This is a genomic window from Armatimonadota bacterium (assembly GCA_016869025.1).
Taxonomy (GTDB): domain Bacteria; phylum Sysuimicrobiota; class Sysuimicrobiia; order Sysuimicrobiales; family Humicultoraceae; genus VGFA01.
Genome location: VGFA01000008.1, coordinates 64203 through 90116, shown reverse-complemented (window position 1 = coordinate 90116; position 25914 = coordinate 64203). Strand labels below are relative to the sequence as shown.

The 25914-nt window shown below is 67.9% G+C and carries 24 protein-coding genes; 9 read left to right on the top strand and 15 right to left on the bottom strand.

The window, feature by feature from the left end; genetic code table 11:
- The 5 genes from FJX73_06555 to FJX73_06535 form a co-directional block, all read right to left on the bottom strand.
- Positions 1 to 701 (bottom strand): glycosyltransferase (locus tag FJX73_06555; protein MBM3470437.1); only part of this gene is annotated, 701 nt, incomplete at its 3' end.
- A 4-nt stretch (positions 702 to 705) separates the two neighbouring features.
- On the bottom strand, positions 706 to 2007 hold the full coding sequence (locus FJX73_06550) for a hypothetical protein (GenBank protein ID MBM3470436.1): 1302 nt from the start codon (positions 2005 to 2007) through the stop codon (positions 706 to 708).
- 300 nt (positions 2008 to 2307) lie between these two features.
- Positions 2308 to 3684 carry a phosphomannomutase/phosphoglucomutase gene (locus FJX73_06545; GenBank protein MBM3470435.1) on the bottom strand — a complete coding sequence of 459 codons (1377 nt, stop codon included), beginning with the start codon at positions 3682 to 3684 and terminating at the stop codon, positions 2308 to 2310.
- Positions 3685 to 3687: 3 nt separating this feature from the next.
- The gene (locus FJX73_06540; GenBank protein MBM3470434.1) at positions 3688 to 5238 is read right to left on the bottom strand and encodes an LPS-assembly protein LptD; all 1551 of its coding nucleotides are present in this window, start codon (positions 5236 to 5238) and stop codon (positions 3688 to 3690) included.
- The gene (locus FJX73_06535) at positions 5235 to 6680 is read right to left on the bottom strand and encodes a phospholipid carrier-dependent glycosyltransferase (protein ID MBM3470433.1); all 1446 of its coding nucleotides are present in this window, start codon (positions 6678 to 6680) and stop codon (positions 5235 to 5237) included. Before FJX73_06535 ends, FJX73_06540 begins: the two co-directional genes overlap by 4 nt.
- Positions 6681 to 6808: 128 nt before the next feature.
- Here FJX73_06535 and FJX73_06530 point away from each other — a divergent pair, with 128 nt between their 5' ends.
- The 8 genes from FJX73_06530 to FJX73_06495 are packed head-to-tail and all read left to right on the top strand — an operon-like array spanning position 6809 to position 16096.
- Entirely contained in the window at positions 6809 to 8041 is a 1233-nt protein-coding gene (locus FJX73_06530; GenBank protein ID MBM3470432.1) for a hypothetical protein, read from the top strand.
- Entirely contained in the window at positions 8038 to 9810 is a 1773-nt protein-coding gene (locus FJX73_06525; GenBank protein ID MBM3470431.1) for an ABC transporter ATP-binding protein, read from the top strand. Before FJX73_06530 ends, FJX73_06525 begins: the two co-directional genes overlap by 4 nt.
- On the top strand, positions 9770 to 10741 hold the full coding sequence (locus FJX73_06520; protein ID MBM3470430.1) for a glycosyltransferase family 2 protein: 972 nt from the start codon (positions 9770 to 9772) through the stop codon (positions 10739 to 10741). The genes FJX73_06525 and FJX73_06520 overlap by 41 nt, the downstream gene beginning before the upstream one ends.
- Position 10742: 1 nt before the next feature.
- Complete coding sequence (locus tag FJX73_06515) at positions 10743 to 11909, top strand: O-antigen ligase family protein (protein MBM3470429.1); 1167 nt, start codon at positions 10743 to 10745, stop codon at positions 11907 to 11909.
- Entirely contained in the window at positions 11717 to 13060 is a 1344-nt protein-coding gene (locus FJX73_06510; GenBank protein ID MBM3470428.1) for an O-antigen ligase family protein, read from the top strand. The genes FJX73_06515 and FJX73_06510 overlap by 193 nt, the downstream gene beginning before the upstream one ends.
- A complete protein-coding gene (locus FJX73_06505; protein MBM3470427.1) occupies positions 13057 to 13998 on the top strand; it encodes a glycosyltransferase in 942 nt (313 codons plus the stop codon). Before FJX73_06510 ends, FJX73_06505 begins: the two co-directional genes overlap by 4 nt.
- Positions 13995 to 14951, top strand: a complete 957-nt coding sequence (locus FJX73_06500) for a glycosyltransferase (GenBank protein MBM3470426.1) — start codon at positions 13995 to 13997, stop codon at positions 14949 to 14951. The genes FJX73_06505 and FJX73_06500 overlap by 4 nt, the downstream gene beginning before the upstream one ends.
- The gene (locus tag FJX73_06495) at positions 14948 to 16096 is read left to right on the top strand and encodes a hypothetical protein (protein MBM3470425.1); all 1149 of its coding nucleotides are present in this window, start codon (positions 14948 to 14950) and stop codon (positions 16094 to 16096) included. The genes FJX73_06500 and FJX73_06495 overlap by 4 nt, the downstream gene beginning before the upstream one ends.
- On the opposite strand, the gene FJX73_06490 is transcribed toward FJX73_06495, so the two are convergent.
- From FJX73_06490 to FJX73_06470, 5 genes are all read right to left on the bottom strand, one after another.
- Complete coding sequence (locus FJX73_06490; protein MBM3470424.1) at positions 16054 to 17301, bottom strand: O-antigen ligase family protein; 1248 nt, start codon at positions 17299 to 17301, stop codon at positions 16054 to 16056. The two genes, FJX73_06495 and FJX73_06490, sit on opposite strands and share 43 nt — an antisense overlap.
- A 159-nt stretch (positions 17302 to 17460) precedes the next feature.
- Entirely contained in the window at positions 17461 to 18132 is a 672-nt protein-coding gene (locus tag FJX73_06485) for a class I SAM-dependent methyltransferase (GenBank protein MBM3470423.1), read from the bottom strand.
- A 1-nt stretch (position 18133) separates the two neighbouring features.
- Positions 18134 to 18730, bottom strand: coding sequence for an NUDIX domain-containing protein (locus tag FJX73_06480; GenBank protein MBM3470422.1), 597 nt, complete (start codon positions 18728 to 18730; stop codon positions 18134 to 18136).
- Positions 18727 to 19599 (bottom strand): hypothetical protein, encoded by an 873-nt coding sequence (locus FJX73_06475; GenBank protein ID MBM3470421.1) that lies wholly within the window; start codon positions 19597 to 19599, stop codon positions 18727 to 18729. Before FJX73_06475 ends, FJX73_06480 begins: the two co-directional genes overlap by 4 nt.
- Positions 19596 to 20480: a hypothetical protein gene (locus FJX73_06470; protein ID MBM3470420.1), complete on the bottom strand. Its 885-nt coding sequence runs from the start codon at positions 20478 to 20480 to the stop codon at positions 19596 to 19598. Before FJX73_06470 ends, FJX73_06475 begins: the two co-directional genes overlap by 4 nt.
- On the opposite strand from FJX73_06470, the gene FJX73_06465 reads away from it, so the two are divergent.
- A complete protein-coding gene (locus FJX73_06465) occupies positions 20479 to 21162 on the top strand; it encodes a molybdopterin converting factor (protein MBM3470419.1) in 684 nt (227 codons plus the stop codon). The genes FJX73_06470 and FJX73_06465 overlap by 2 nt on opposite strands.
- Here the strand turns inward: FJX73_06465 and FJX73_06460 are convergent.
- Genes FJX73_06460 through FJX73_06440 form a run of 5 tightly spaced genes read right to left on the bottom strand, consistent with a single transcriptional unit; the run spans position 21159 to position 25868 of the window.
- Entirely contained in the window at positions 21159 to 22187 is a 1029-nt protein-coding gene (locus tag FJX73_06460) for a zinc-binding dehydrogenase (protein MBM3470418.1), read from the bottom strand. The two genes, FJX73_06465 and FJX73_06460, sit on opposite strands and share 4 nt — an antisense overlap.
- Positions 22188 to 22191: 4 nt before the next feature.
- Positions 22192 to 23097, bottom strand: a complete 906-nt coding sequence (locus FJX73_06455) for a fructose-bisphosphate aldolase (GenBank protein MBM3470417.1) — start codon at positions 23095 to 23097, stop codon at positions 22192 to 22194.
- Positions 23098 to 23143: 46 nt separating this feature from the next.
- The gene (locus FJX73_06450; protein ID MBM3470416.1) at positions 23144 to 24025 is read right to left on the bottom strand and encodes a hypothetical protein; all 882 of its coding nucleotides are present in this window, start codon (positions 24023 to 24025) and stop codon (positions 23144 to 23146) included.
- 8 nt (positions 24026 to 24033) lie between these two features.
- A complete protein-coding gene (locus tag FJX73_06445; GenBank protein ID MBM3470415.1) occupies positions 24034 to 24717 on the bottom strand; it encodes a tetratricopeptide repeat protein in 684 nt (227 codons plus the stop codon).
- Complete coding sequence (locus tag FJX73_06440) at positions 24714 to 25868, bottom strand: DUF59 domain-containing protein (protein ID MBM3470414.1); 1155 nt, start codon at positions 25866 to 25868, stop codon at positions 24714 to 24716. The genes FJX73_06445 and FJX73_06440 overlap by 4 nt, the downstream gene beginning before the upstream one ends.
- Between the last annotated feature and the right edge of the window lie 46 nt (positions 25869 to 25914).

The window sequence follows — 25914 nt, the reverse complement described above, 5'->3', positions numbered from 1 at the left end:
GTCGCGGGAAGATCCAGCCACTGGACTGCGAGGCGCTGGAACTCCAGCTTCGTGCGCAGTCTGTGGCTACGGGGGCCGGACCGCCCATGGCTTCCCGGCCCCAGCCGCCGTACCACCAGTGGCTCAGCCAGGTTCGCAACAGGGTGGGCAGCGGCAATCCGGACCATGAGATGGTAGTCCTCAAACCGGGTGTCCGCGTACCCTCCGCATGCCTGCAGCGCAGACCGGCGCATCATCGCCGAACTGTGAACAAACGGATTACCCCAGGCCATGGCCCGGCGGATCGCCCTGTCCGATGTTGGAACCCGGAGCAGCCGCTCGCGCCCCTGCCGGTCCCGCAGATACGCGCTCGACCCGACGACCGCAACCTTGGGATGAGCATCGAGGAACGCCACCTGGCGGCCGCATCGGTCGGGAAGGCACAGATCGTCCGCGTCCAGGATGGCGATGAACTCGTGCGTCGCCATGGCGATCCCCTTGTTCAGCGCCGCGGACCGGCCGGCGTGGGCTTCCCGAAAGACCCTGATGCGTGAGTCGCCGACCCCCTCGGCGACCTCCGCCGTCCTGTCTGTCGAGCCATCGTCCACGACCAGGACCTCGCACTCGGCGTGTGTCTGCGCGAGGGCGCTGGCTATTGCCTCGCGGATCAGGCCCTCCTCGTTGTGGGCGGTGATGACCGCGGTCACTCCGGCCAAGCCCATCTCCTCATGTCGGCGCTGCGGGATACGCCGGGCCCTCGCCCTGCGCGTACCAGCAGGCCACCGCGAACACGCACCACAGATGCCGCCAGTGCAGCGTGTCTATCACGAACCCATTCAGCAGTTGCCCGGCGAGCACGGCCAGCACCGTACCCCCACTTAGCCCGGCCCTGATGATGGTCTGTTGCCGCCTCAAGGGGACGAGGTGCAGGAGCAGGAAGCCGGCGAAGGGCACAAACGCGAGCAGCCCGTTCTCGGCCAATACCCTAAGGTAGAGACTGTGGGTCGCGTATGCGTGCACGACCTCGAACTGGCCCGGGCCCATGCCCAGCGCCCAGGACGAACTGCCGGGGCCAGCGAGGGCTCGCTCCTGCACTTCAAACCTGACTCTGTCGTAATCCTCCAGCCCGACACGCCCCACGAAGACAGGACCTAGATCGTGCGAGAGGACAAACCCCACAACCACCGCCAGGCCTAGGGCAAGGGCGAAGGCGCCGCGCCGCAACTGCGCGTACTCGCGCCGCCGCAGCGCGAGGACGGCCATGATCGCCAGCGTGACGGCTCCTGCCATGACGGCTCCCCGCGACAGGCTCATAACAAGGCCAAGCAGTAGGACGGCCGTGGCGAGAGCCCACCCGGCCCGGCCTCCTGCCATCACCAGATCCAACGACAATGCCAGAGGCAGGACGAGGAATCCGCCAAAGACGTTCGGGTCCTTGAAGGTACCCTGCCAGCGAGGGCCCCGGTGGTAGAGCAGGTGCTCCAGCCCTGGCACGTCATAGAACGCCACAAGCGTCAGCGCGGCCGTTGCCAGCGCTGCGACGACGATGCCGGCGATGACTGCCTGACGCGCATCCTGTCGTAGCAACCCGGCAACCGCGAGATAGAGCAAAGCCAGGTATCCGGTTATCGCCACGTACCGGGCGGCAGTGGCGAGATCACCGGCCTGCGCCACCGATACCACAGAGAGGCCGATGAATGCCGCCAGGGTCCAGAAGCGCGCGTCAAAGCGAACGTGAAAATGCCTCCCGGCCACTCCGGCGGCCAGTGCCACCGGCACCAGCATGTCGAACGGCGCCGGTTCCACCTGAACCACGGCGATTGTGGCGAAGGTGGCCAGCAGGAAACCGCGGTAGTCCGCCAGAGCCCACGCGAAGTAGAGCGGTAACCCCGAGAGGGTGAGGAGCACCACTCCTTGGGCGGGCAGCAACCTCACGACGGAAGTGACGACCACCGCCGAGAGGTGCATGAGGCCCGCGGCAGCGAGCAGGCGCCGGTATCGGCCGCACCATGCGGAGAGAAAGGTCACTTGCGATAGGCCTCTCGACGGTGCCGGACGTATTGGATCTCAACGCTACCGAGCCCCGCGATTCTGAAGCCAATATCCCGTAGGGCCCGTCGGGTGAAGCGAATATCAGCCATCAACGCCTCTTCCGGGTCCCCCGTCGAGGTGGACGGCCAAAGACGTCTTCGTACGAGTATATCCGCCCGGCCAGGCCGTCGGCCTGCGCCTCCCGCAGCGCCCGCAACGCTCCTGGATCGGCCATCTCCTCGGCGGTGGCCATCAGCAGGAGCACGGCTTGGGGGTCATCTCGCCCCCATCGCGGCCTCACCACGCCGGCGGTCCCACTTCGGGGAAGCGCGCCAGCGCGTCCCCAATCGCCTGCTTGATCCGCTCCAGGCCGGCAGGGGTCGCCGCCTCCGCCCTCAACACCAGTACCGGTTGGGTGTTGCTGGCCCGCACGAGTCCCCATCCGTCATCGAACACCACGCGCGCGCCGTCCACGTCAATGACCTGGTGCCCGCGCTTGAACGCCTCGGCCACACGCGCCACGACATCGAACTTGCGCGCGTCGGGGCACGCCACACGCACCTCCGGCGTTACGGGGTAGCGCGGCACGTCGGCCATCAGCGCCGACAGCGGCGCATCGGCGTGGGAGAGGATCCGCAGCAGCCGCCCGGCGGCGTACAGGGCGTCGTCAAAGCCGTAGTACTCGTCCGCGAAGAACATGTGCCCCGACATCTCGCCGGTGAAGACCGCGCCGATCTCGCGCATCTTGGCCTTGATGAGCGAGTGGCCGGTGCGGTAGAAGAACGGCCTGCCGCCCAGGCGGGTCACCTCGTCTGCCAGAACCTGCGAGCACTTCACCTCGACGATCACATCGGCGCCGGGGTGGCGCGGCAGGATCTCGCGCCAGTAGAGAACCATCAGGAGGTCGCCCCAGAGAATCTCGCCCTGGTCGTCCACGACACCTATCCGGTCACCGTCGCCGTCTACCCCGATCCCCAGATCGCACCGCTCGCGGCGCACAAGGGCGATCAGGTCGGTCAGGTTGTGCGGGTCCACGGGATCAGGGTGGTGATTGGGGAAGGTCGGGTCGGAGTCACAATAGATCGGCACGACCTCTACGCCCCACGCTGCGAGCACCTGGGGTGCGATCAGGCTGGCCGTTCCGTTTCCGCAGTCGAGCGCCACGCGCAGGCGCCGGGAGCCCAGCCGGATCTTCTCACGCAACATCTCCATGTATGCCGGGACAATCTCGCGGGACTCGATACGGCCCACTCCGTCCGCGAACGGCCCGGCCTCCGCCCGCCTCCGGACCGCCTGTATCTGGTCTCCATGCAGCGTCCCGAACCCGCCGGCCAGCTTGAAGCCGTTGAACTCGGATGGGTTGTGGCTGGCGGTCACCATGACCCCGCCCTCGATCGCCCAGTGGACGCGCGCGAAGTAGAAGGTGGGAGTGATGACCGTCCCGATCCCGGCAACATCGCACCCCGAGGCGGTGAGGCCCTCGGCCACACCCGCCGACAGCGCGGGCGAGTGCGTGCGGTTGTCCGCTCCCAGCACCACCGGGCTTCCGGACAGATCGCGGTCTGCCACGTACGCACGGGCGATACGCGCGGCGATCTCCGGGGTCAGGTCGGTGCCGACCAGGCCGCGGATGTCGTACTCGCGGAAGATCTCGGGGTTGATACCGGAGGCCATGGGCTAGAACTCCCCAGGACGTGGCGGCGCGTCATCCGGCAACTCCGGGCCTGGCCGGGTCGTACGCGGAACCATGCCCCGTCGCTCTGTGATGCCCACGAACCCAAACTCTATCGAGATCTCGTTGCGGATCTGGCGGTAGCGCACCACCATATCTATGCAGTCCTGTATGAAGCGCACCGTGTAGTCAATGTCGTCAAAGGCCGACAGGCGAAGGTTGTAGGACGCGGAAGCGCCGACCTCCAGGGATGGGGATGCAATGACCATGAATGATCCGGTCAGCTTCGTTTCGGGAACCACGGTGTTGTGCGCGGCCCCGGCCGAGATCCGGAAGCGGTCCGGCACGGTGCGCGTAAGACCCAGGCTGACCGTGCTGGCCGGATCCACTACGTCAATGGCAAGCGGCGTGCTCCCCTGCACCGCGACGTAGAGGTACCGAAGCGAAACCGTGGTGTGGCGATCCAGCCGCTGGATCAGCGCAGCCCCGAATGTCGTAACCGTTCGCGTCGCACCCGTCCCGTATGCCGAGACGCGCGCGGCGCCGCGGGCGGCGAAGGTCAGCCCGGGAGCAATGCGGAGACGCTCCGTTTCCACTGCAAGCTCGCCGTCGAGCCGCGATGTGGCCAAACCCGAGGTCAGCTCGCTGTACCATCCGGCCGTGCCGGAGAGAGACCATGAGAACGGCCCCGATCCAATCCGGACAGGATTCATCGCCGCGCCGATCTCAGCCACGTCGTAGCGCAGTCCGTTGAAGGCCGCTCGGTCGTCAACCAGTTGCGCCCGGCCGAGCCGAAGGGTCGCGGTATAGGCCCGCTCCTCCCACGCCTGGGTGAGCAGCGGCGCAATCCCTGTGATCGTGCCGTACTTGATGTACAGACGGCCGCGGCCTGACCCCATCCCCACCGGGATCCTGTAGTCTGCCCAGAAGCCATCTATGCTGTTGTAGCCCAGGCCTGGGAGAATAGTCCCCTCGACCCCGGGCCGCAGCGACAGGATGTAGCGTGGGAAGGTCATCAGCCGGCGGTTGCGCAGGTATACCGTGGCGTGGTACGCCACGATCTCCCGGTCCGGGATCAACTCGATGCGTCGCGCGGTGATGTGGTAGACGGGCCGCTTGGGGTCGCAGTTGGTCACGAACCCCTCGAAGCAAACGAAGCGGTCCTGCGTGAAATCCAGGCGGTCGCCGCGCACGTAGAGCCGGCGGTCCCGATCCACGATTCCCTCTACGGGCTCGAACCGGCCCTCCTCGGTGCGGGCATTGTAGGTGAGCGCGCGACCTCGCAGTTCGTGGCCCCGGGCGTCAACCATGCGCACGTTCCCTGTGGCCACGACGATCTGCGTCCGGAGATCGTACCGGGCAGCATCGGCGAACAAACGGTACCGCCGGAGGGTCATGCGGACGTTGCCCTGCGCCGTCACGACCTGGCCGGCCGAGTCATAGACGATGCTATCGGCCTCCAGGGTCACCGGGACGGGTTGAGCCCCGGCGGTCCCAGCGGAGATCAAGACCGCGGCGAGCAGGGCGATCACACCATTCCGCACGTCGCACCTCATCGCATGTGTGTCCGGTGGTTATTCTGCTGCCCAGGATGGCTTCCCTGCGCCGCTGCCGCCCACGGAGCGGCCGTCGTGGAGGCCGCGCTCCGGGTTGCGATCTGCGCGGCGTTCGCCAGCATCGCGACCTCGAGTACCACGAAGGCCGCAACCGCGCCCGCCGCTGCCAGCGCCACCGCCGCCGGCCCCCGGGCGCGCAGCGAGGCCAGGCCGAACGCAACCAGCGCCGCGGCCAGAGTGCCGACGAAGGCACCTGCCACCATCACCCACGGACCGCGCTCGGCCGGGAACCGTGCCCAGAGGAACCAGAACCCGGCGGCGATGAGCACTAACGCCGGGACCAGCGCGCCCCATCCGACCAGGCGCAGGCGACCGGGCCTGTCGAATAGGGTCGCGGCAGCCCTGCCGGTCAAGATAGCCGCCGGTGGGAAGCATGGCAGGAGGTAGCGGAAAACCTTGTCCCCAGAGGAGAGCGAGAGGATCACGAAGATCGCCAGGAACCAGACTGCCACGATCCTCATGCCGGGAGGACCGTCGCGGAACAGGCGGCGCAGATCTGCCAGCGCCGAAACAAATACCGGCGACCAGGGCAGCATCCCGACCAGGAGGATCGGCACATAGGCGAAGATGGCCAGCCAGTACGCCGGCGGCGTGGAGCTGGCCGGCGTGAAGAACCGCCCTATGCCCATTGTCCCCCAGGTCAGGAAGGTGGTCACGAACTGGTCGCCATGCCGCAGTGCACCAATCACGAACCAGGGCAGGGCCAGGACGGCGAAGACCGCAGCGGCCAGCGCTGCGCGGCCGATGAGCGCCCGCCTGGCGTGCGGCAGCGCCGGACGGACGGCGAATAGCACCGCCAGGAGCACTATTCCGAACAGGCCGACGCCTGCGATCCCGCTGGTCAGGGCTGCCAGCGCCGCGCCCACCGCGGCGACGAGGACCCAGCGCGCCGCGCCGCGTTCCAGGTACCGAAGCACCCCGTACATGCCCAGGGTCAGGAAGAACGTCAGGGGCAGATCCTGCTGGGGCACGGTGGCCTGGTAGAAGAACTGCGACGCGGTCGCCAACACCAGCGCAGCCAGCAGCCCTGCCTCCCGCGACGCGCCGGCCGCACGGGCCATCCGATAGGTCAGGGCGATCAACGCGAGCGCCAGGAGCAACTGCCATAAGCGCATTGCCACGTCTGAGATCCCCAGGAGCCGAAAGGATAGCGCCATCAGCCAGAACGTGATCGGGGGCTTGTCCACGAACCAGCCGGGATGGTGGAAGGTGATCCAGTCGCCGGTGGTCAGGATGTTGGCGGCGATCCGGCCGTAGAGCGCCGCATCGGCATCCACCTGGGGCAGCGGTGCCGCGGCCAGAATGACCAGGCCGGCGAGGCCGATCAGCCCGAGCCAGAGGCGTGAGCGCGCCGAAGCAGGGTCGGACCGTGGGATGTTCATCTCGTCCCGGTCTCGATTCGTCGGGCCGGGCAGATCACCCTGTACGCGCCCCGTGAGATTGCCGGAGCGCGCCTCGTGAAATTGCCGGAACGCGACGGCGGAGACTATAATGAAGCGTCGTGCGCACGATGGCGAATAGTCCGCCTGCAACCACACTGGTCATCGTCGGCAACAGCCCTGGCGAGGTGGCAGGGTGGGCTGTGCCCATGGCCGCCGAGGCGCGGAAGCTGGCCTCCGAGGGAGGGTGGTCCGTCGAGACTGTGCTCTGCCTGCCGCCCTGCCAGTTTGCCAGCGGCCAGGAGGAGGCGGCCGCTGAGGCCTCTGGGGTATTCGACAGAATACTGGATCCCAGGACGACGCTGCTGCTTGCGCTCGGGCTCCCCGGGTGGACTCCCGCGGCAACACCGGTGGTCCTCCACGTCGGGGGCGAGTTCTGGTTCTCACGCCGGCTGGCCCGCCGGTGGGGCGGCCGCGCCTTTGCCTTCGTCGAGCGCGCCCACATCGCGCGCGCGCATCGAGGGTACGAACGGATCTTCGTCCCCACGACGGCACTGAGGGAGCGCCTTATCGGCCTCGGCGTCTCAGATCACAAGATCGAGGTCACCGGCGATCCCCTCCAGGACGCGGTGCTGGCGGACGGGGCGCCGGCGGACGGGGCGCTGGCAGAAGCGCACGGCGCGCACGATGCGCGCCCGAGGGTTGCGCTTCTGGCCGGCAGCCGCAACAGCGTTTTTTCCGCGGTGTTTCCTTTCTGGGTAGAAACGGCCGCGGCATTACGCGCGCGTGTGCCGGAGATCCGGCTGCTGGCCGTGGTCTCACCGTTCGTGTCGCCCCGAGTCAGGCGGATGCTGATCTCCCGACATCGGGCCGGCCTTGATGCCGCCGGCATCGAGGTCAGGCACGGAGACCGGTCTTCCATCCGCAATGCCGATCTGGCGCTGACCATTCCGGGCACCAACACGCTGGAGCTGGCGTTGATGCGGGTCCCCACCCTGGTGGTCCTGCCGTTCAGTCTGGCCCCGCAAATCCCGGTGGAGGGTGCGATTGAGTGGCTAACGCGGGTACCCCGTCTTGGGCTGGCGCTCAAGCTGGCCCTGGCGCGACGGCACATCAGCCGCAGGCCCTACCTGGCGCTGCCCAACATGCGCGCAAAGCGCCTCATCATGCCAGAGCTTGTTGGTGATGTTACCCCGGAGCAGGTGGCCGATGAGGGTGCCAGGTTGATACGGGATCGTGCCGCGCGCCTGAAGCTCGCTGAAGCGCTGGAGGCGATCTCGGTTGAGACAGGCGCCTCGCGCCGAATCCTGGCCGCGATTCTGCCAGGCGGGGCGGCGATTGCACGAAACGGAGCCGGGGCGTGAGCGACCTCCGGCGGATGGCCGCCCGGATAGCCCCCTACGGCTTCCATCTGGCAGGCGCCCTGGTGGCGATGCTCGTGGCCACCGGAGCCAACCTCGCGGTCCCCAGGTACACGGGCGTGCTCATAGATCAGATACTGGCCACGCGGGCGTTTGCCACCCTCAATCGAGGGGCCGCCGTTATCCTGTTCCTGTTCGCGCTCAACAGCCTGGCGCTGTTCGCCCAGATCTACCTCATGTACTACCTTGCCCACCGCGTCGTCGCCGATCTCCGCCAGGACCTGTTTGCGCGAATCCAACGATGGTCGCTCGACCGATTCGCGGTCTGGCAAAGCGGCGACGCGATCTCCCGAAGCCTCCAGGACACGCAGGTTGTTCAGACCGAGATGCTGATGGGGGCCGTGGACGCGGCCTCCGCGGCGTTGATGTTCACCGGCATCGTGGCCATGCTGCTGTGGATCGACTGGCAACTTGCCCTCGCGATCGCCGTGGTCATCCCGTTCGTCGGCATAATCGCCCGCAGCTTCGGCAGGGAGATACAGGGCACGGCTGCGCGGGCGCAGGAGCACGTGGCAGGCCTGGCGGGTCTCATACGCGAGGCGTTCTCCGGCGCGCGTGTGATCCGCGCGTTCTCGCGGGAGGACAGGGAGATCCGGCGGTTCCGCGACGAGAATGAACAAACCTTCGGCGCGAATCTGCGCATCGGACGCATGGTAGCGCTCCAGGTGCCCATCGTCAGCTTCATGACCGCATTCGGCGTGGTCCTGGTCTTATGGCTGGGCGGGCAGCGCGTGGCATCAGACCGGCTTACCGTCGGCACCCTCGTCGCGTTCCTGGGATATGTGGGGCTGGCCGTCCAGCCGGCGGTCGGCCTCACCCGCCACTACGCAGGACTGCGGCAGGCGCTGGGCGCCTTCGGACGGATCCGCGCCCTGCTGGACGAGCCGTCAGGCCTGCAGGAGAGCCCCGGCGCCGTGGCACTGCCGCCCATTGCCGGCCGCGTCCGCTTCGAAAACGTCTCGTTTGCCTATGCTCCGGGCCAGTGGGCCCTCCGCGATCTCTCTCTGGAGATAGCGCCCGGCGAACGCATTGCGCTGATCGGCCTGAGCGGTGCGGGCAAGACGACGTTGGTCAACCTGATCGGCCGGTTCTACGATCCCACTGAAGGGCGCATTGAGATTGACGGTTGGGACCTGCGCCGCGTGACGGTCCGCTCCCTGCGGCGGCAGATCGGGCTGGTTCCGCAGGAGACCGTCCTGTTCCGCGGCACCGTGTACGACAACATCGCGTACGCCCGGCCCGATGCGCCATTCGATGAGGTCGTGTCCGCGGCGAAGGCCGCCAACGCGCACGAGTTCATCGAGTCGCTCGGCGACGGCTACCGGACCCTGCTGGGCGAGGACGGCCTGCAACTATCGGGCGGACAGCGCCAGCGGATCGCCATTGCCCGCGCGCTGCTGAACAATCCGCGCCTGCTCATCTTCGACGAGGCCACCGCCGCGCTGGACAGCGAGTCCGAAACCCTGATCCAGGACGCGCTCACCCAGGCGACCCGCGGGCGCACCACGTTCATCATCGCGCACCGGCTTTCAACCGTCCGGGGAGCGGACCGGATAGTCGTGCTGGACCAGGGCACTGTAGTGGAAGACGGCCGGCACGAAGATCTCGTGGCTCGGGACGGAACCTATGCCCGGCTCCTCCGGCTGCAATGGGTAGACGCGGCGCCGGCCGATGTACCTGCCACTTCGGCCCAACTGCCGCCCCCACCGTAGGATGTCTCACACGGCACCCGCCCCTGGTCTCAGCGTAGTAGTGCCCGTCTACAACGACGCCCGGCTCCTGCGGCTGTGCCTGGCGCGCCTGACCGCGCAGACGCTCGCGCCTGCTGCCTACGAGATAGTGGTGGTTGACGACGGCTCCACCGACGACACGCCCCAGGTGATCGGCGAGGCAGCCTCCGGCCGGGTCAGGATTCGCTGCGTCAGATTCGATCGCAACCGGGGCAGGAGCGCGGCCCGCAACGCGGCGATCCGGGCCGCTGCGGCGCCGTTGGTGGCATTCGTGGACAGCGACGTACTGGTGCTGCCAGACTTCCTCCAGCGCCACCTTGAGATCCACCGCTCGGCCGCCTCCCCGGTGGTGGGCCGCGGGCCGGTCATAGTCATCCCCTCGCCGGAGATCCCTGCGCGGACACCCCGCATCAGGATCTCGCCGGCGTACCTGGACACCGGCAACTCATCGGTCCCGCGGCAGGTTCTTGTGGAGGCGGGGTTATTCGATGAAGGGTTTAGGGTCTATGGGTGGGAGGATTTCGATCTAGGGCTGCGCATAAAGGCCCGCGGGATCCCCAGGGTGTTCTCGCCTTCGGCACTGGCGTACCATGTCCAGCGGCCGCCGACGCTGGAATCGCTCGACCGGCACCTGGCCAAGGAGGAGGAACGGGCCCGCACGGCGCTCTATCTGCTGCGGAAGCACCCGTGCCCTGAGACCCGCATGCTGATCCAGGACACCCGGCCGCAGCGGGCGCTGCACTTCCTTTTGGGTGGGGCAGGCCTGGTCTCGCCCGCGACCGCCCTGCGGCTGGCGCGGTGGCTGCGCAGTCGAAATCTATCAACGCTGGCGTTCCTGGTGACGCGCGGGATCCTGAACCGCCACTACCTCGCCGCGCTGGACCGGTTCCGCGCGGGCGCGGAGCGAATCTAGCGTGGAGGCCTGGCGCTGGCGTGAGTTCCTCCTGCTGCTGACGGCGTTCGTCTTCTCCGTGGGTTTCGCGTCAGGGGGGTTCCTCCTCTTGCTGGTGCTCGCGGCAGGCGAGACCCTGGCGGGCGAGCCGCTGTGGCGCCGTACCCCTGTGGATGCCGGCCTGCTCGGCCTAGTGGCCGCCACGGTACTGTCGGGACTGTGGTCTGAGTGGCGCGGGACGGCCTTGTGGTCGGCGGTCGCGTTCGGCCTGAGCGCGGCGGTCACCCTGCGCGCCGTGGTGCTCGCGGTCCACCAGCGCCCGGTGTTTGCCCGGCGCTTCATCGGGGCCTGGGCCGCGGGCGGGGTGGCGGCAGGCGCGCTCGGCATCGCCTGGCTTGGGCCTGCGCCCGGCGCCCGGGCGCAGGTGTTCAACATGAACCCCAACGAGCTGGGCACGACCATGGCAATCGCCGCGGTCATGCTGCTTGGCCTCTCGCTCGATGGACCGCGCCTGCGGCGCCTGCTCTGCCTGGCGGGCCTTTCCGTGGCGACCGCGGGCCTAGTGCTCACATGGTCGCGCGGCGCCTGGCTGGCCGCGGTGCTGGGCGTGGGGGTGTTGGTCGCCAGAACCGAGCGCCGCCTCCTATGGCCTGGTATGCTCGCGGCCGCGCTCGTCATGGTTGCGGCGATACCAACCCTGGGGCCGCGCTGGGAGTGGCATGCAGGTCGCATCCAGGAGACCACCGCTGCCGACGGCCCGTTCAGCCGCATCCCTATCTGGCGCCTGGTCCCAAAGATGGTCGCAGACCATCCGGTGCTGGGCACCGGGCTCTCCACCTTCCAGTTCGTGTATGAGAGGTACAGACAAGGTTCCACGGCCGTCCCGCACGCGCCGCTCGCACACAACCTCTTCCTGCAGGCCGCCGCTGAGACCGGCCTGGTGGGGTTGGTGGCGCTTCTGTTCTTCCTGACCACAGGGGTGCTGGCCGTTGCCAGATGGCACACCAGGGGGCCGCCGGGCAGCGAGCAGCGCAGGTTGAGCGCGACCGCGCTCGCCGCCTTCGTCGCGCTACTGGCACACCAGATGGTGGACGGCACCGTGCTGCGCATCCACATAGCGGTGGGACTCTTTGCCCTCGTGGGGTTGGGGGCGGCGTTCTCGCCGGGCGCTGGCGAGCGGGCACCGTGACGCCCAGGGCACTGGACCGGCTCTTCCTGGGCGGCGTGCTCCTCGCGGTGTTCTTGTACCCAGCAGGGTATACCCTGTGGGCGATGCCCGTGTTGCTCGCGGCCATCATCCTGGACATCGCCTCAGGACGGCGTCCGTGGATTCCGACAGCCTTCGACCGTCCCCTTGCCGCGCTCCTGGCCGCCTGCCTTGCTTCGGGCCTGGCCTCGGAGTGGCGGTTGTGGTCGGCCGGGCTCGCCGTCCTGTTTGGGCTGACAATGTGGGTAAGCGTGTACTCTATCGCTCGGGTTGTGCAGGCCCGGCAAGAGGTCGTCAGGTATCTCGTCGCTGCCTGGGCCGCCGGAGGGCTGCTCGCGGCGGTCTGGGGAATCCTGCGGTCGGCCCCTTACTGGCCGGTCGGCGCCTCGACCCCGCCCCTCTTCCAGACCGCCCTCGGCACGACACTTACGGCGACGGCCGTCCTCTTACTGGGCATCTGGACAGTCGCGGATGGGGTACCCGTCCGGATCCTCGCCGCCGCAGGACTTGTTGTAGTGCTGGCTGCCCTGGAGCTCACCTGGTCGCGGGGAGCATGGATTGCGGCCCTGGCGGGCCTGGCGGTTATGGTGGTACTTGCCCCGCGCAGGCGGGCCGGGCTGCTTGTGCTCTGTCTCGTCGTGCTGCTCCTCGCGACCGCCGCGATCGGCCCCGGGAGAGTCTCGCTGGCCCGTAGGATCGAGGCCATTCCCAGCGCGACGTTCAACCTCGATCGTCTGGCACTGTGGGAAGGGGCGCTACGGATTGCCCGGGCGCACCCGGTCCTGGGGACGGGCTACGGCACGTTCAGCCGCGCCTGGCCCCGGCACATGCCGGAAGACATCGTGCAGGATCCCACGACCGCGCACAATCTCTATCTCACCTTCGCCGCTGAGACAGGGCTCGTCGGGCTGGTGGCGTTCCTGGCTTTCATCGTCGCAGCACTGTGCGGGCTCTGGCGCCGGATCGCGTGCACCCGCGGTGACCCGCGCACCGACGGGCTCTGGGTAGCGTGCCTCGCGGCTACGGTGGCCGTACTCGTGCACCAGCTCTTCGATGTTACGGTGGCGTCGGTCCACATGGGCTTTGGCTTCGCCGCGCTGCTCGCGCTCGGGCAGGCTAGAGGACGCCGATGAACTCGGGGCCCGAGATCAGCGTCGTCATCCCGGCCTACAACGGTGGCTGGGTGCTCCACAGGGCCATCGAGGCGCTGCAGGCTCAGGATGCGGACCCCGACCGTTTCGAGGTAGTCATTGTGGATGATGGCTCGACCGATGGGTCCACGGACGGACTCGAAGGCGGCAGGGGATCTGTGCCGATTCGCGTGCTCCGCCAGGCGAACCGCGGCCGCGCGGCCGCGCGCAACCTGGGCGCCGCCGAGGCCCGAGGCCGTGCGCTGCTGTTCCTGGATGCCGACATCTGGGCGACACCCGGGCTCGTCTCCGCGCACCTGGCGCACCACGCGGACGGAGGCGCGGTGGGTGTCCAGGGCCGATCGGTCACGCATCGCGACAGTCTGAAGACGGTCTTCATGCGCGCCACGAACCTGATACCCGACGTTACCATCCGCAGGCGCAACGCGCTCTCCCCCATGCACATCATCACCCGCAACTTCTCGGTGACGGCGGCGGCGTTTCGGAGCGTGGGTGGGTTCGATGAGGGCTTCGTGGGCTACGGGTGGGAGGACATCGAGCTGGGACTCCGCCTGCAGCGGGCGGGAGTATCGCTGAGATACGAACCCGCCGCCCTTGTCTACCACCATCACATCCAAACCCTGGATGGTCTCATCCCGAAGCTCCACCAGGGTGGGGAGGGCGCAGTCTACTTCTGGCGCAAGCACGGAAGGCCGGCGCACCTGGGGTTGTTTCTCGAGGTCCACCCTGCCCTGCTTCCCCTGAAGTGGCTCGTCTACCGAACTGGGGTCATCACGCGTCTTGTTGAGGCGGTCCTGCCGTGGGCAGAACGGCATTCCGTGCTGCCGTTGTGCAGCGAGTGCTACAACCACCTGCTCTGGCGCTCGTACTACAACGGAGTGTTTGAGGCCATGCGCCGCCGCGTCCCGCACAAACCATGACACGGCTATCGGTGGTCATGCCGTGCCTGAACGCGGGAGGAACGCTCCGCCGTGCGATCGAGGCGCTGTGGGCGCAGGATGCGCCGCAGGGCACCTTAGAGATAATAGTGGTGGATGACGGTTCCACAGATGGTACGTCCGAGATCGCGGGCAGTTGCAGGGGACCCGTGTCCGTTCGTGTAGTGCGCCAGCCCAACCGGGGCCTCGCATCTGCCCGCAACCGGGGCGCGTTGGAAGCTGCCGGCGATGTCCTCCTGTTCATGGACCCGGACGTCTTCGCTTATCCAGGCATGGTGAGCGCCCACCTGCGCCACTACGGCGATGCCACGACCATGCGCGCGGTCCAGGGGCGGACCGTTCCCGATCCCGAGACCCTGACCACGCCCTTCATGCGGACGAGCAACCTAATGCCCGACCTGACAATCCGCAGACGGGAGAACCTGTCACCTTTGCACGTTGTCGGCCGGAACTTCTCGATCACCCGGCACGCATTCGAGAAGGTCGGGCGGTTTGATGAGGGGTTCGCAGGCTATGGGGCGGAGGACACCGAGATGGCCTTCCGCTTCCACCAGGCCGGCGGGCGGATTCTGTACGAGCCGGAAGCCTTGGGCCTGCACCACCACCCCATCTCGATAGAGGCGGCGGTCGCCCGCCAGGTCCAGTCCGGACGCGCGGCGGTGCGGTTCTGGCAGAAGCACGGCAGGAAGGCCGCGCTGGGGTTCCATTTCGAGATCCACCCCCTCCTGCTTCCCTTGAAGTGGCTGGTGTTCCGCACCGGCATCGCAAGGCGTCTCGTCCAGACGTTCCGTCCGTGGGCCGAACGGCATCACCGGTATCTCATCCTCAACGAGTGCTACAACAACCTCCTCTGGGACGCGTACTACAGGGGCGTCTTCAGTGCCCTGCGCGAAGGGCACGCCGCGGCGGACTCGACCTGGGAGCGCCCCTCATGACGGGTAGGGTCCTCATGGTCAGCAACGGCACAGGCGAGGACCTGATAGCCGCCAGCATCGCCGCGCCGCTGCAGGCGGCAGGCGTCACCGTGACCGCCTATCCCCTGGTCGGCACCGGCGCCTACCCCCCCTCGGTACCGCTGCTCGGTCCCTGCCGAATGCTGCCCAGCGGTGGGTTCTCAATGCGCGCAGGGCTTCGGGGGCTGGGCGACGATCTGGCCGCTGGATTGATCGGGCTGTGGCTCGGGCAGAGACGAACGGTATCCAGCCAGCGCGGCAGGCACGATCTTGTCGTGGCAGTGGGTGACGCCTACTGCCTGGGGATGGCCGCGCACGCCGCCCCCCGTGTAGCGTTCGTCTCGACGGCGGACTCGGTGCGGATCAGCGAGTTCGGCGCACTGGCTATCAGCGTGATGCGCCGCAGCGCCAGCCGCATCTTCACGCGCGACCCCGACACTGCGCAGGCCCTGGCCGCCATGGGGCTACCGGCGGTTTCGCTGGGCAATGTGATGATGGACCTGGTCGGGAACGCGGGTGAGACGTTCGGCCTTCCCCCGGAGGCGCAGGTGGTAACGCTGCTCCCCGGGAGCCGCGCCGACGCGCCAGGAAACGCCGCGCTCCTCGCGCAGGCCGCGCAGGCGATCGCCGCTGAGGAACCGGAGGTTCGGTTTCTTCTTCCTGTGGCGCGAACGGTCAACGCCGAGGACATTCTGCACCACCTCCTTCAAGCAGCACCCTGTCGGAGCGGCGCGACCGTAGGCGGAACGACTGCTAGCGGCGCGACTGTTGGTGGCGCGCATATTGCCCTCACGACGGCGTTCGCGGACGCGGTGGCGCGGGCCAGCGTCGTCGTCGGGATGGCGGGAACTGCCAATGAGCAGGCCGCAGGGCTGGGAAAGCCGGTTGTTGCATTCCCCGGCCCTGGCGCGCAGTTCACCCCGGCCTTCCTCCAGATGCAGCACCGGCTCCTGGGCGAGGCCCTCATTCCTGCCCGCGACTGGCGGGAAGCGGCCGCTGCGACCGTCCGGCTGCTCCGTGATCCCGATGAGCGGGAACGCCGGGGCGCCGTGGGGCGGGCGCGCATGGGACCGCCTGGCGGCTCTCACCTCATTGCAGAAGCCCTTCTGGCAATGATATCGGGCTGAGGGCCCGCCATAGAAGCTGCGAGTACAATCCAGAACACCAGGAGAGGGCCCGCAAATGCATGGGACACTGCGTCGAAGTTGCCGTGCACCAGCATAGCCACGAGCGCGGCGACCGCGGGGGTCGAGGCCGGGATTCCCCGTGAGAACGCTCTCACAAGCGCCAGCACAAGCAGGAGAACGAAAGCAATCGCCGCCGGGATGCCCGCGGCCGCCGCAACCGCAAGCACGTCGTTGTGAGCATGCGCCGCGCCCAAATGGGCGGGCAACTCCATGACCGCGATCGTCCGGTCCGCCGGATCCTTGTACCGCGCGTAGACCGTCCCGAACGCGCCGTGTCCGACGCCGAACCAGGGGTGGCTCTCAATTATCCGTTTCGTGGTCCGCCAAATGGCAAGCCGCTCTGGAAAGCCCACGCTGGGGGTGAAGCCGACAACCAGGGCGCGAGGCCACGGGTTGCGGCTCTTGTCGCCGTGCAGATACTGACCCACCATGGTTCGAGACAGCGGGAGCGAAAGCGTGATCGCCGCAGAGATGACGACCGTGGCAAGAACAGACACAACTGCGCGGGGCTGTTCACGAACCACTCGCGTCGACCAAAACGTCAACCCAATGCAGAAGCCCAGAAGGGCCCAACGGCTGAGCGTTCCGATCAGCGCGAACACCCCTGCCGCAAGGCATGCGTGCACGACCCAGCGGCGACGCGGGAACGCACCAAGGCTCAGCAACATCGCGGCCACGAGGGCATAGGCGGACACGCCAGGGGGTTGCGGTCCCAGACTGAACCGTCGGAAAGGCCCCAAGTGTGGATTGTGGAGATACAGGTAGCTCAGCAGCCCGACTGCGGCCGCGATCGGCAGGCCGACGCACGCCCAGCGGTAGAGCACACCGATCAGGTCTGGCCTTGCCTGGAACCACCTGAAGGGAAGTTGGTACGCCAGATAGATGACACAGGCAAGGCCCAGCACCTCAAGGAACGCCTGGCTTCGGAACTCAGAGACCGCCGCCGCAAGGATGGACCAGGCGAGGAACGCTGCCAGCGGAAGGTCCAGCGGGGTCCTGGTCCATAGCCGCCTCTCCCCCAGCGCGGCCCAGGCAATGGCAGCGGCAGCGACGACCATTCCGCCCAGCGGGATTCCAATGCCGGCAACCGCAAGGGCCAGGCGGCGGGCATCAGCGCGAGGTGATGTGGCGGGTGGCGTAGGCATGATCGCGGTCTGCCAACGCTAGCTGCCCACGGTTACGCTATTCTTCCGGGCAAGTCCTGCACGAACCGCGCGCGGCGGTTCTTGGGCTGGGGATCCGAGAATGCCACATTCGCGGGCCCCCAGCATAGCCCGACCCATCCCAAAAGCGGGCCTGTCGGATCAACGCCTGCCGCCGAGCTCCAGCAGGTTCAGTTGGGCCAGCACCGCCCAGTTTCGCAGTACATCTACCGCGCTGAGGGACCGGGCCTTCCGGCCGTAGGTCGTAATGCCCACGATCCCGCAGTTGTGAAACCGCCCGGAGCGCAGGATGCTGCGGACCGCAACTGTCCGAGGACCGACGAACCAACCGATCGTGTCGTGCAGTGCCACAACACCACCCTCGATCAGATACGGCTCCCACATCTTGAAATCGCGGCTCACCGCGTCGTATTCGTGCGCGCCGTCGATCCAGAGCAGCCTGACCGGCCCTGACCAGCACGCCACCGCCTGCTCCGAGGTCATGACCAGGGGTACCACGCGGTCCGCCACCCCCGCGCGCCGGATGTTCCCCTCAAACTCGGGAAACGTCCAGATCCCCGACCCGTGCTCTGCGCTCCCGGTGTGGGGATCGATGGCGTATACCTTCTCACGGCCGGCGGCCTTCGAGCCGCTGGCCAACCAGATCGTCGACTTCCCCTTCCAGCTACCGATCTCGACGATGCTCCCTTCGCCAGGCCCACCATACGCGGCCGAGTACAGGAAGGCGGCCTCATCGTCACGTAGCCAGCCCTCCACCTCTGCGGTGACCGACTTGAGGCGATGGAATTCGCCGGGATCGGGTTGAGGGAACATTCTAGATGCGCTCAAGATGGCACAGCACGACGAGCCTGAACTCCTCCGGCAGCGCGGCCACTACTCCGGCTGTCATCACGGGAAGCAGCCGCACGTGTCGCGGGACGGCCTGCCGCTCTTCTATCGTCCCTCCGCGGGCAAGCACGTCCTCGACGGTCAGGGATTGCGCACCGCACTCCATCAGAACCTCGCGGCTCATGCCGATGACCGCGGGGATGTCACCGAGGTTGAGCGGGCCAGCAGGTCTTCCCGAGAAGACCGCGACCTGACCGCCCTCGATGAAACCATGCCCAGACCCCTCCCAGAAGAACAGCACTCCCTCCGGGACCTCCTCGGGCTGGTGAGTCCTCACAGCCCCATCAGCACCCACGGAGAAGGGCTCTGCCGGCCTGTCCAGGAGGATAGTACAGCCGATCTCCTCCAGCGCCTCCCTCTGAAGCGCCTCGAGGGTGGATTCGCCCGGCTCGATGCGCCCTCCGATGCAGCCTATCCCGATGATGACCCCTCCTCCGGGCGTGTGCGTCCACCCCTCGGGCTTCTGAACATCGAAGAGGAGCCGCCCTTGCTGCCGCAGGAGCACCGCGACGCCGACTATCATGGCGTCGCGAGGACCCAGAACGCCTGGCTCCAGGCCCGCCGCGGGCCAGCCCGGCACTCCACCCGCACAAACCCTTCGTCGCCTGCAGGCGTGTAGCGTCCTTCGCCCCCACGGAACACGGCACGCGAACGGCCCCCGGCATCGAACACGTGCACCTCACCGGCGGCGCTGCGCACTGCAACAGCGCCGTCGGTGACACCGAGATCGGCTTCCACGCCTGTGCTGGCGTAGAACGCCCCGGAAAGCAGCGCGGCGCGCAGGGCGTCGGCCGTGATCGCCTCGACCTTCACCATCACCCAGCCGCGGTCGAACTGGGGCAGGATGTGGCAGTCGTCGCCAGCGACCGCGCCGATGCGCCCTTCTGGGCCGTGCGCCCAGGCCGCGCGGGCCCAGCGGCGCAGGTCCTCGTCCGGGTTCGAGTGCGGATTCCAGATCTCAACCAGAAACGGCCCGGGCAGTGTCGCCATCGTCTCGGCCGTCCACGCACCGGTCCACAGGTTGCCGGTCCACGACGGGTGCTCCAGGCACGGGATCCCGCCGGCGGCCAGGGTGCGCGTGATGCGATCCTGGGCAGAACCAGCCCCCAGCACCCGGTCAACCAGCAGGCGACCCAGGTGCGGCCCCAGCGGAGGTATGCCCCGGACGATCGTCTCCTCGACCCCGGGCAGAGCCAGGAACGAGTCGTCGCTCACCTCATCGCAGCGAGTAACGCGGTCGTGGTCGGTGAAGCACACGAAGCTGTACCCGGCGTCACGGTATCGGCGGGCCAGGTCGGCGGGTTCAAACCGGCCGTCGGAACGGCGGGTGTGACAGTGCAACTGCGCCTTGCGGTAGGTCCCCGGCATCGCGTACGGATCGCTGACCGTCACGGCAATGCCTGAAGAACAGCCGCGACCGCGGCAACACCAGCGTCCCGGTATCCCAGGCGCCTCAGGTGCTCCCTTACCCTGGCCATGCGGTCAGTGAGACCAGGGTGGGTGCGCAGGAGAACCTCATACTTGCCCGGGTCTCTATCCCCGGAGGCGCGCAGCCGGCTCATGAATCTGAGGGCGGCCGACGCGTCGTATCCGGCGCGGTGCGCGTAGTCAACGGCCAGTCGGTCGGCCTCGAACTCGAACTCACGCGAGAACCCTCTCGACAGGAAGAACCGCACTATCTCCGCGATCTGCGTGGCGGTGGCGTCACCACCCAGGAGCACCCGAGCGACCAGTCCGAAGAGGAAATGCCGCTCGATCATCACCACGTGGTGCCTGGCGGCCACGTGACCCACCTCGTGCGCCATCACGAAGGCCAGTTCGGCGTCGGACTGGACAAACCGGACAAGCCCCTCGGTGGCGTAGACAAACCCGCCGGGCAGCGAGACCGCATTCACCTCACGGCCGCGCAGCACCTTGAACGCATAGGGCAATCCACGCCGATCTGAGACAGCGGCCACGCGCTGCCCCACCCCGGCCGCCCGGGCTGCCAGCGAGGGGTCCTGCGTTAGGCCAACCTCGGCTTCCAGGCTGGCCGCCGCGTGGCGGCCGATCCGGATCTCCTCGTCCCGACCTATGATCCCGGTAACGGCCGGGCGCGCGGGAACCGCGGTGGCTACCAGCACACCTATGAGCACAAGCCCCCATCGGGGCAGATGCAGGACACGCGCTCCTGCGCGCAGCGCGCGCACGCCTGCACACCGCGCGCGGAAGCATCCTTGCCGCATGCGGGGACGCGTGCTACGATGCGCGTGAACCGGTCCTGATGGCCCCATGCAAATCACCGTTTCTCTATTCGCCGCCCACCGGGAAGCCGTGGGCACCCCAACCGTTCAGCTTGCGGTCCCGGACGGCACCACGGCCGGCGGAGTCTGGGACATCCTCACCGCGCAGTATCTGAAACTGAACCGCATGCCGCGCCCGACCACGGTGGCGATCAATGATGCCGTAGTGCCACCGAGCACCGCCCTGGCCCACGGCGACCGCGTTGCGCTGCTGGCACCGGTCAGCGGCGGCTCTCTCGTCGAACTCGTAAGGGATCCCATCCGCGTGGAAGCGGTACTCGACTCGGTACGCCACCCGGGCGCGGGCGCGGCCGTGCTGTTCCTCGGCACGGTCCGCGATCACTCGCGCGGCCGCGACGTGGAGCGCCTCGAGTACGAGGCGTACGAGGCGCTCGCGCGGACCGAGATGGCCCGAATCGCGGAGCAGGCAGCGGAGCGCTGGGGTGCACGTATCGCCATCGTTCACCGCCTGGGTGCCCTGGCAATCGGCGAGATCAGCGTCGCCATCGCGGTGGCCGCGCCACACCGCCGCGAGGCGTTCGAGGCCGGCCGGTTCGCGATTGATACCCTCAAGCAGACCGTCCCGATATGGAAGAAGGAGATCTGGGCCGGCGGCGCCGAGTGGATCGGCGAGGAAGAACCCTCCGCCCCGCCAGCGGCTCCAGAACCCTAAGGCACCAGCACGACCTTCCCGAACTGCTCGCGGCGCTCCAGCATGCGGTGGGCTTCCGCGGCCTTAGCCAGCGGGAGCACCGCGTGCACCACGGGACGGACGCCGCCGGATTCGACCAGCCGCATCACCTCGAGCATCTCACGCTTGGTGCCCACCCAGGTCCCGTGGATCGCGAGTTGCCGGCCGTAGATGTACCTGATGTCGGTGGTCCCGTCGGCACCCGTGGTAGCGCCGCAGGTCACCAGCCGGCCTCCGCGCGCCAGCGACTTGAGACTCGTCTCCCATGTGGCCTTGCCCACGTGATCGAACACCACGTCCACTCCCCGCTTGTTGGTCAGGCGGCGCACTTCCTCGTAGACGTCCTGCTCAGAGTGGTTGACCACTTCGTGGGCGCCCAGCTCCCTGGCGCGGTCCAGCTTCCAGTCCGCGCCGGCGGTGGCGAATACCCGGGCCCCGAACTGCCGTGCGATCTGCACCGCGGCGCTGCCCACACCGCTGCCCGCGCCCCAGATCAGCACTGTCTCGCCCATCCTGATGCGCCCATTTGTAACGAGCATGTTCCAGGCGGTCAGGAAGACCAGGGGCACCGCTGCGGCCTCCTCGAATCCGAGGTGGGCCGGTTTGGGCAGCACGTTCACGCGGGGAACGGCGACGAACTCGGCGTAGCCGCCCGGGATGTGCTCGCCCAGGATCGAGAACGAGTCGCACAGCGTGTCGCGGCCACAGATGCAGGCCGGACACTGCCCGCAGGAGACCCCGGGCGAGATCATCACCTCGTCCCCAACGGCCACGCCTGTCGCGCGTTCGCCTACGCCGGCCACCACGCCGGCCACGTCGGCGCCCAGGATGTGGGGAAACCGCAGCCGCAGCCTGGGCAGACCCCGCCTGACCCAAAGGTCAATGTGGTTGAGCGCAGCCGCCCTTATTGAGACGAGGACGTCGGTCGGCCCGGCCACGGGTTCCGGGGCCGCCTCGTAGACAAGGACCTCGGGGCCTCCGTGCTGGTGGATGTGAACGGCCTGCATCGGTCTACTCCTCCAGCATCAGGCGCTTGATCTCCGCGGTGATGCGCAGTGCCTCGTCCATCGGACGCTGCCACATGTTCCGGCCGAAGATGAGCCCGGTGGCGCCGGCCTGCATCACGAGTCTTGCCTTCTCGAGCAGGTCGGCGTCGCCTATCTTGCCGCCTCCGCTGAAGAGCACGAACGACTGCCCGGCGCTGCGCACGACTTTCTCCACTGCCTCGCGGTACTCCAGGACCATGGTGTTGTACGGCGTGGGTGAGCCCTCCTTCGACTTCTGATCGAAGACGGGCACGTTCAGCTTGATCACGTCGGCGCCGAGCTCGGTCGCCACGCGCGCAGCGTAGTCCACGGCGAACAGGCTGTCGCGACCGCCCTTCTTCTCAATCGCCTCGCCCCTGGGGTACGACCAAACGACCAGGGGCATTCCGTAGCGGTCGCACTCCGCGCGCACCGCGGTCAGTTGAGCGATGTCCTCGTCCTGCCGGGGCGAGCCCACGTACAGGGTGTAGCCGACAGCGGCGGCATCAAGCCGGACCGCGTCCTCTACATGCGCGGTCATCCCCGAGAACGCCCGGTCCGACGGCGGGATGTTCGTGCTGCCGTTGATCTTGAGTATGAGCGGGATCTTGCCGGCGTAGGGAGCCAGGTGGCGCGCGGCGATGCCGTAGTGGAACGCGATGGCGGAGTAGCCGCCGTCAATCGCCAGCCGTATCTGAAAATCCGGGTTCTCGCTCGGCGGGTTTGGAAGGAAGTCCACCGGGCCGTGCTCGAGGCCCTGGTCCACCGGGAGAATGAGCATTGTACCCTGCCCGGGTCCGTGCTCGTACAGCAGGCGGTGCAGTCGCGCGCGCTTGCCGTGCGCGAGCGGCATTGAATCGAGCTGTGGTCTCTTGGTGCGTGCTGTGGTCATGGTGGTGCCTCCCCACCCGGGCCGCGGTATGGCGCCGGTGTATCTGTCAGGGTGTTGTTTCTATCCGCGCCCTGGTCTGGCCTTCCGCCACGAAACGGCCTGCCTCGTACCAGACCGTCAGCTTCTCGGTCACCAGGAAGCGGCCCGCCTGTGTCAGTCTCACCTCGCCGCCGAAGACGGCCTTGCGCTCCGCCATGAAGACCTCGGCCGCCACGCTTCGGACCTCAATGTCGCGCAGGACCGCGTGCACGCCTCCGGTGGCCTTCACCCGCTCCCACCGGCCCAGCGCCTCGATCCGCTCACCCTGGAGGAACCCGTCCCGGCTCTGCACGCGGGCGCGGCCTTCCAGGACCGCCTCGCCGCGCGTGCGCATGTAGACCAGCCGGGCGCCGGTGGCAATCAGATCCGGCGGCGTGAAGAGCGTAACGTCACCCAGAGCCGTGACCGTGTCGGTTTCCGGCACGATGGTCACCTGCGCGGCGGAGACCAGCCCGCTCTCGACCTCCAGGCTGGCCTTCCCGCGCGCCACGATGCGGGTGATCGCCGACATGGTGTACAGGATCGTGATCTCACCGCCCTCGAGCACGCCCTGAGGTGTGACAACCTTCGCCTGACCTGTCAGGACCCCGCGCCCCTCTCGATGGTATAGGGTCGCACGTGCGGCTGTGGCCGTCGTCGTGCCGTCTGTGATGCGCACACGGCCCGCGGCCACCACCGTGCGGGCCTGGGCATCGGCGTGCAACTCGTCCGCGGTCACCGTAAGCCGCGGGGAGGACGTGGGTGCCGGTGTGGCCACCGGCGCCGGTGTAACAGACGGTGTCGACGCGGGAGAAAGTGCCCCGGCAGAGCGGGCGGTCGGCCCTGCGGCCGCCCCGAGCCAGAGCGTAACCGCAGCGATTGCCAGGGATGTCGCGCGCTTCGCACTCACGGACGGTCTCACTTGGGGTTCCGCGTAATGTAATCGTAGAGCGTCCGATCGCGGTACGCAGCGGCCAGGTGGGCAGCGGCCTTCTTCTTGTCCCCTTTACGGGTGTAGCTCAGGCCCAGCATGTAGTGGAGCACCGCGTTCTTGGGGTTGACCGCGAGACCCCTCTCCCATGTGGCGATCGCGCGGTCCAACTGCCCCAGGTTGGCGTACCCCTGCCCAAGATAGCCGTAGCCCCAGTCGTTCTGCGGGTCGAGCGCGACGATTCGCTCGAACTCGGCGGCGGCAGCCGGATGCTCTCCCAGGAAGTAGCGGGCAAACGCCAGCCGGTAACGGGCGAGCAGATCGCGGGGGTTCCGGCGCAGGAGTCCTTCGGTCTCGGTCACGATCTGCCGCGCCAGCGCCGGACGGCCGGCAAGGGAACCGATTGCTTGATCGGCCTCCTGAAGCTGCTTGAAGCCGTCAAGGACTCGCCCGCTGCGCGCGTAGAGCATCGCGAGCGTGAACCTGGTGCCTGGATCCGCTGGGGTCTGCTGGACCTGCTGCTCGAACCGCCGGGTCAGGGCCGGCCACTCCGCGGCCGTGCCCTGCGCGAACGCGATCCTGGACGGCGCCGCTGGCAACAGCGCCGCAAGCAGCACCGCAAGCAGCACTGGGGTCACCGCCAGCACAATGGCCCGCCCGCTTCCGGTCAAGGGGCTCTGCCCTCCTGCGCTCGGTGAGCAACCGGCAGCCGAGCCACGACCCTCCGGGCCACCTCACGCAGCACCTTCGAGGCAGGGCTGTCCGGATGGGCCCTGATCGTGGGCAGCCCGCTGTCGCCGCCCTCGCGCAGGGCCAGATCAATGGGGATCTCCCCCAGAAGCGGTACACCCAGGATCTCGGCCAGTCGCTGCCCGCCGCCCCGGCCGAACAGGTCAACGGTCGGCGCCCCGGGTGCCGGCGTGAACCCCGACATGTTCTCAACCACGCCGATGACCTCCATGTTGACCAGTTCGGCCATCTTCGCGGCGCGCCTTGCTACGCTCACGGCCGCGGGCTGTGGTGTGGTAACGATCAGCATGCTGGAGTGGGGCAGCGTCTGCGCGATCGTAAGGGAGACGTCTCCGGTCCCGGGTGGCAGGTCAATCAGCAGATACTCCAGGTCGTCGCCCCAGTGCACATCAGAGATGAAGGTGACCAGGGCCCTGTGCAGCATCGGGCCCCTCCAGACCACCGCCCCTGAGTCATCGGGCAGCAGGAACCCGATGGACATCACGCGGATGCCGTCGCTCTCAAGCGGGATCAGCATCTGGTCTATGGCGGTGGGCCGTCCGGTGACGCCGAGCATCCGAGGGATGGAGAAGCCGTAGATGTCGGCGTCAATCACCCCCACCCGCCGGCCCTCAAGCGCCATCGCCACGGCCAGGTTCGCGGTCACGGTGGACTTCCCCACGCCGCCCTTGCCGCTGGCGATCGCGATCACCCGCGTGGTCGAGCCCTCTCTGAGAAGGCCCCGCGGCCTGGAGGGAGGCATCGCGCCGTCCAGGGCAGCAGGCGGTTCGCCGCCGTGCAGTTGCCTGACCAGTGCCTGACGCTGCTCCTGGTCCATGACGCCGAGCCGGACCTGCACGTCGCTGACCCCGTCCATGGCACGGATGCGCTCGGTAACCGCGCTGGCGATTGTCTCGCGCAGGGGACAGCCGCTGATCGTAAGCAGCACCTCCACGCTCACCCGGCCGTCCTCCACGGCTATCTCCCGAACCATGTTCAGCTCAACGATGCTCCTGTGAAGCTCGGGATCCTGCACGTCGCGAAGGGCATCCAGGATCTGCTCTCGCGTGGGTCTGCTCTTGCGGCCGGCCATCTTGTTCCTCCCATCATTCGGACGGCACCCGGTCTCTGGCACCGAA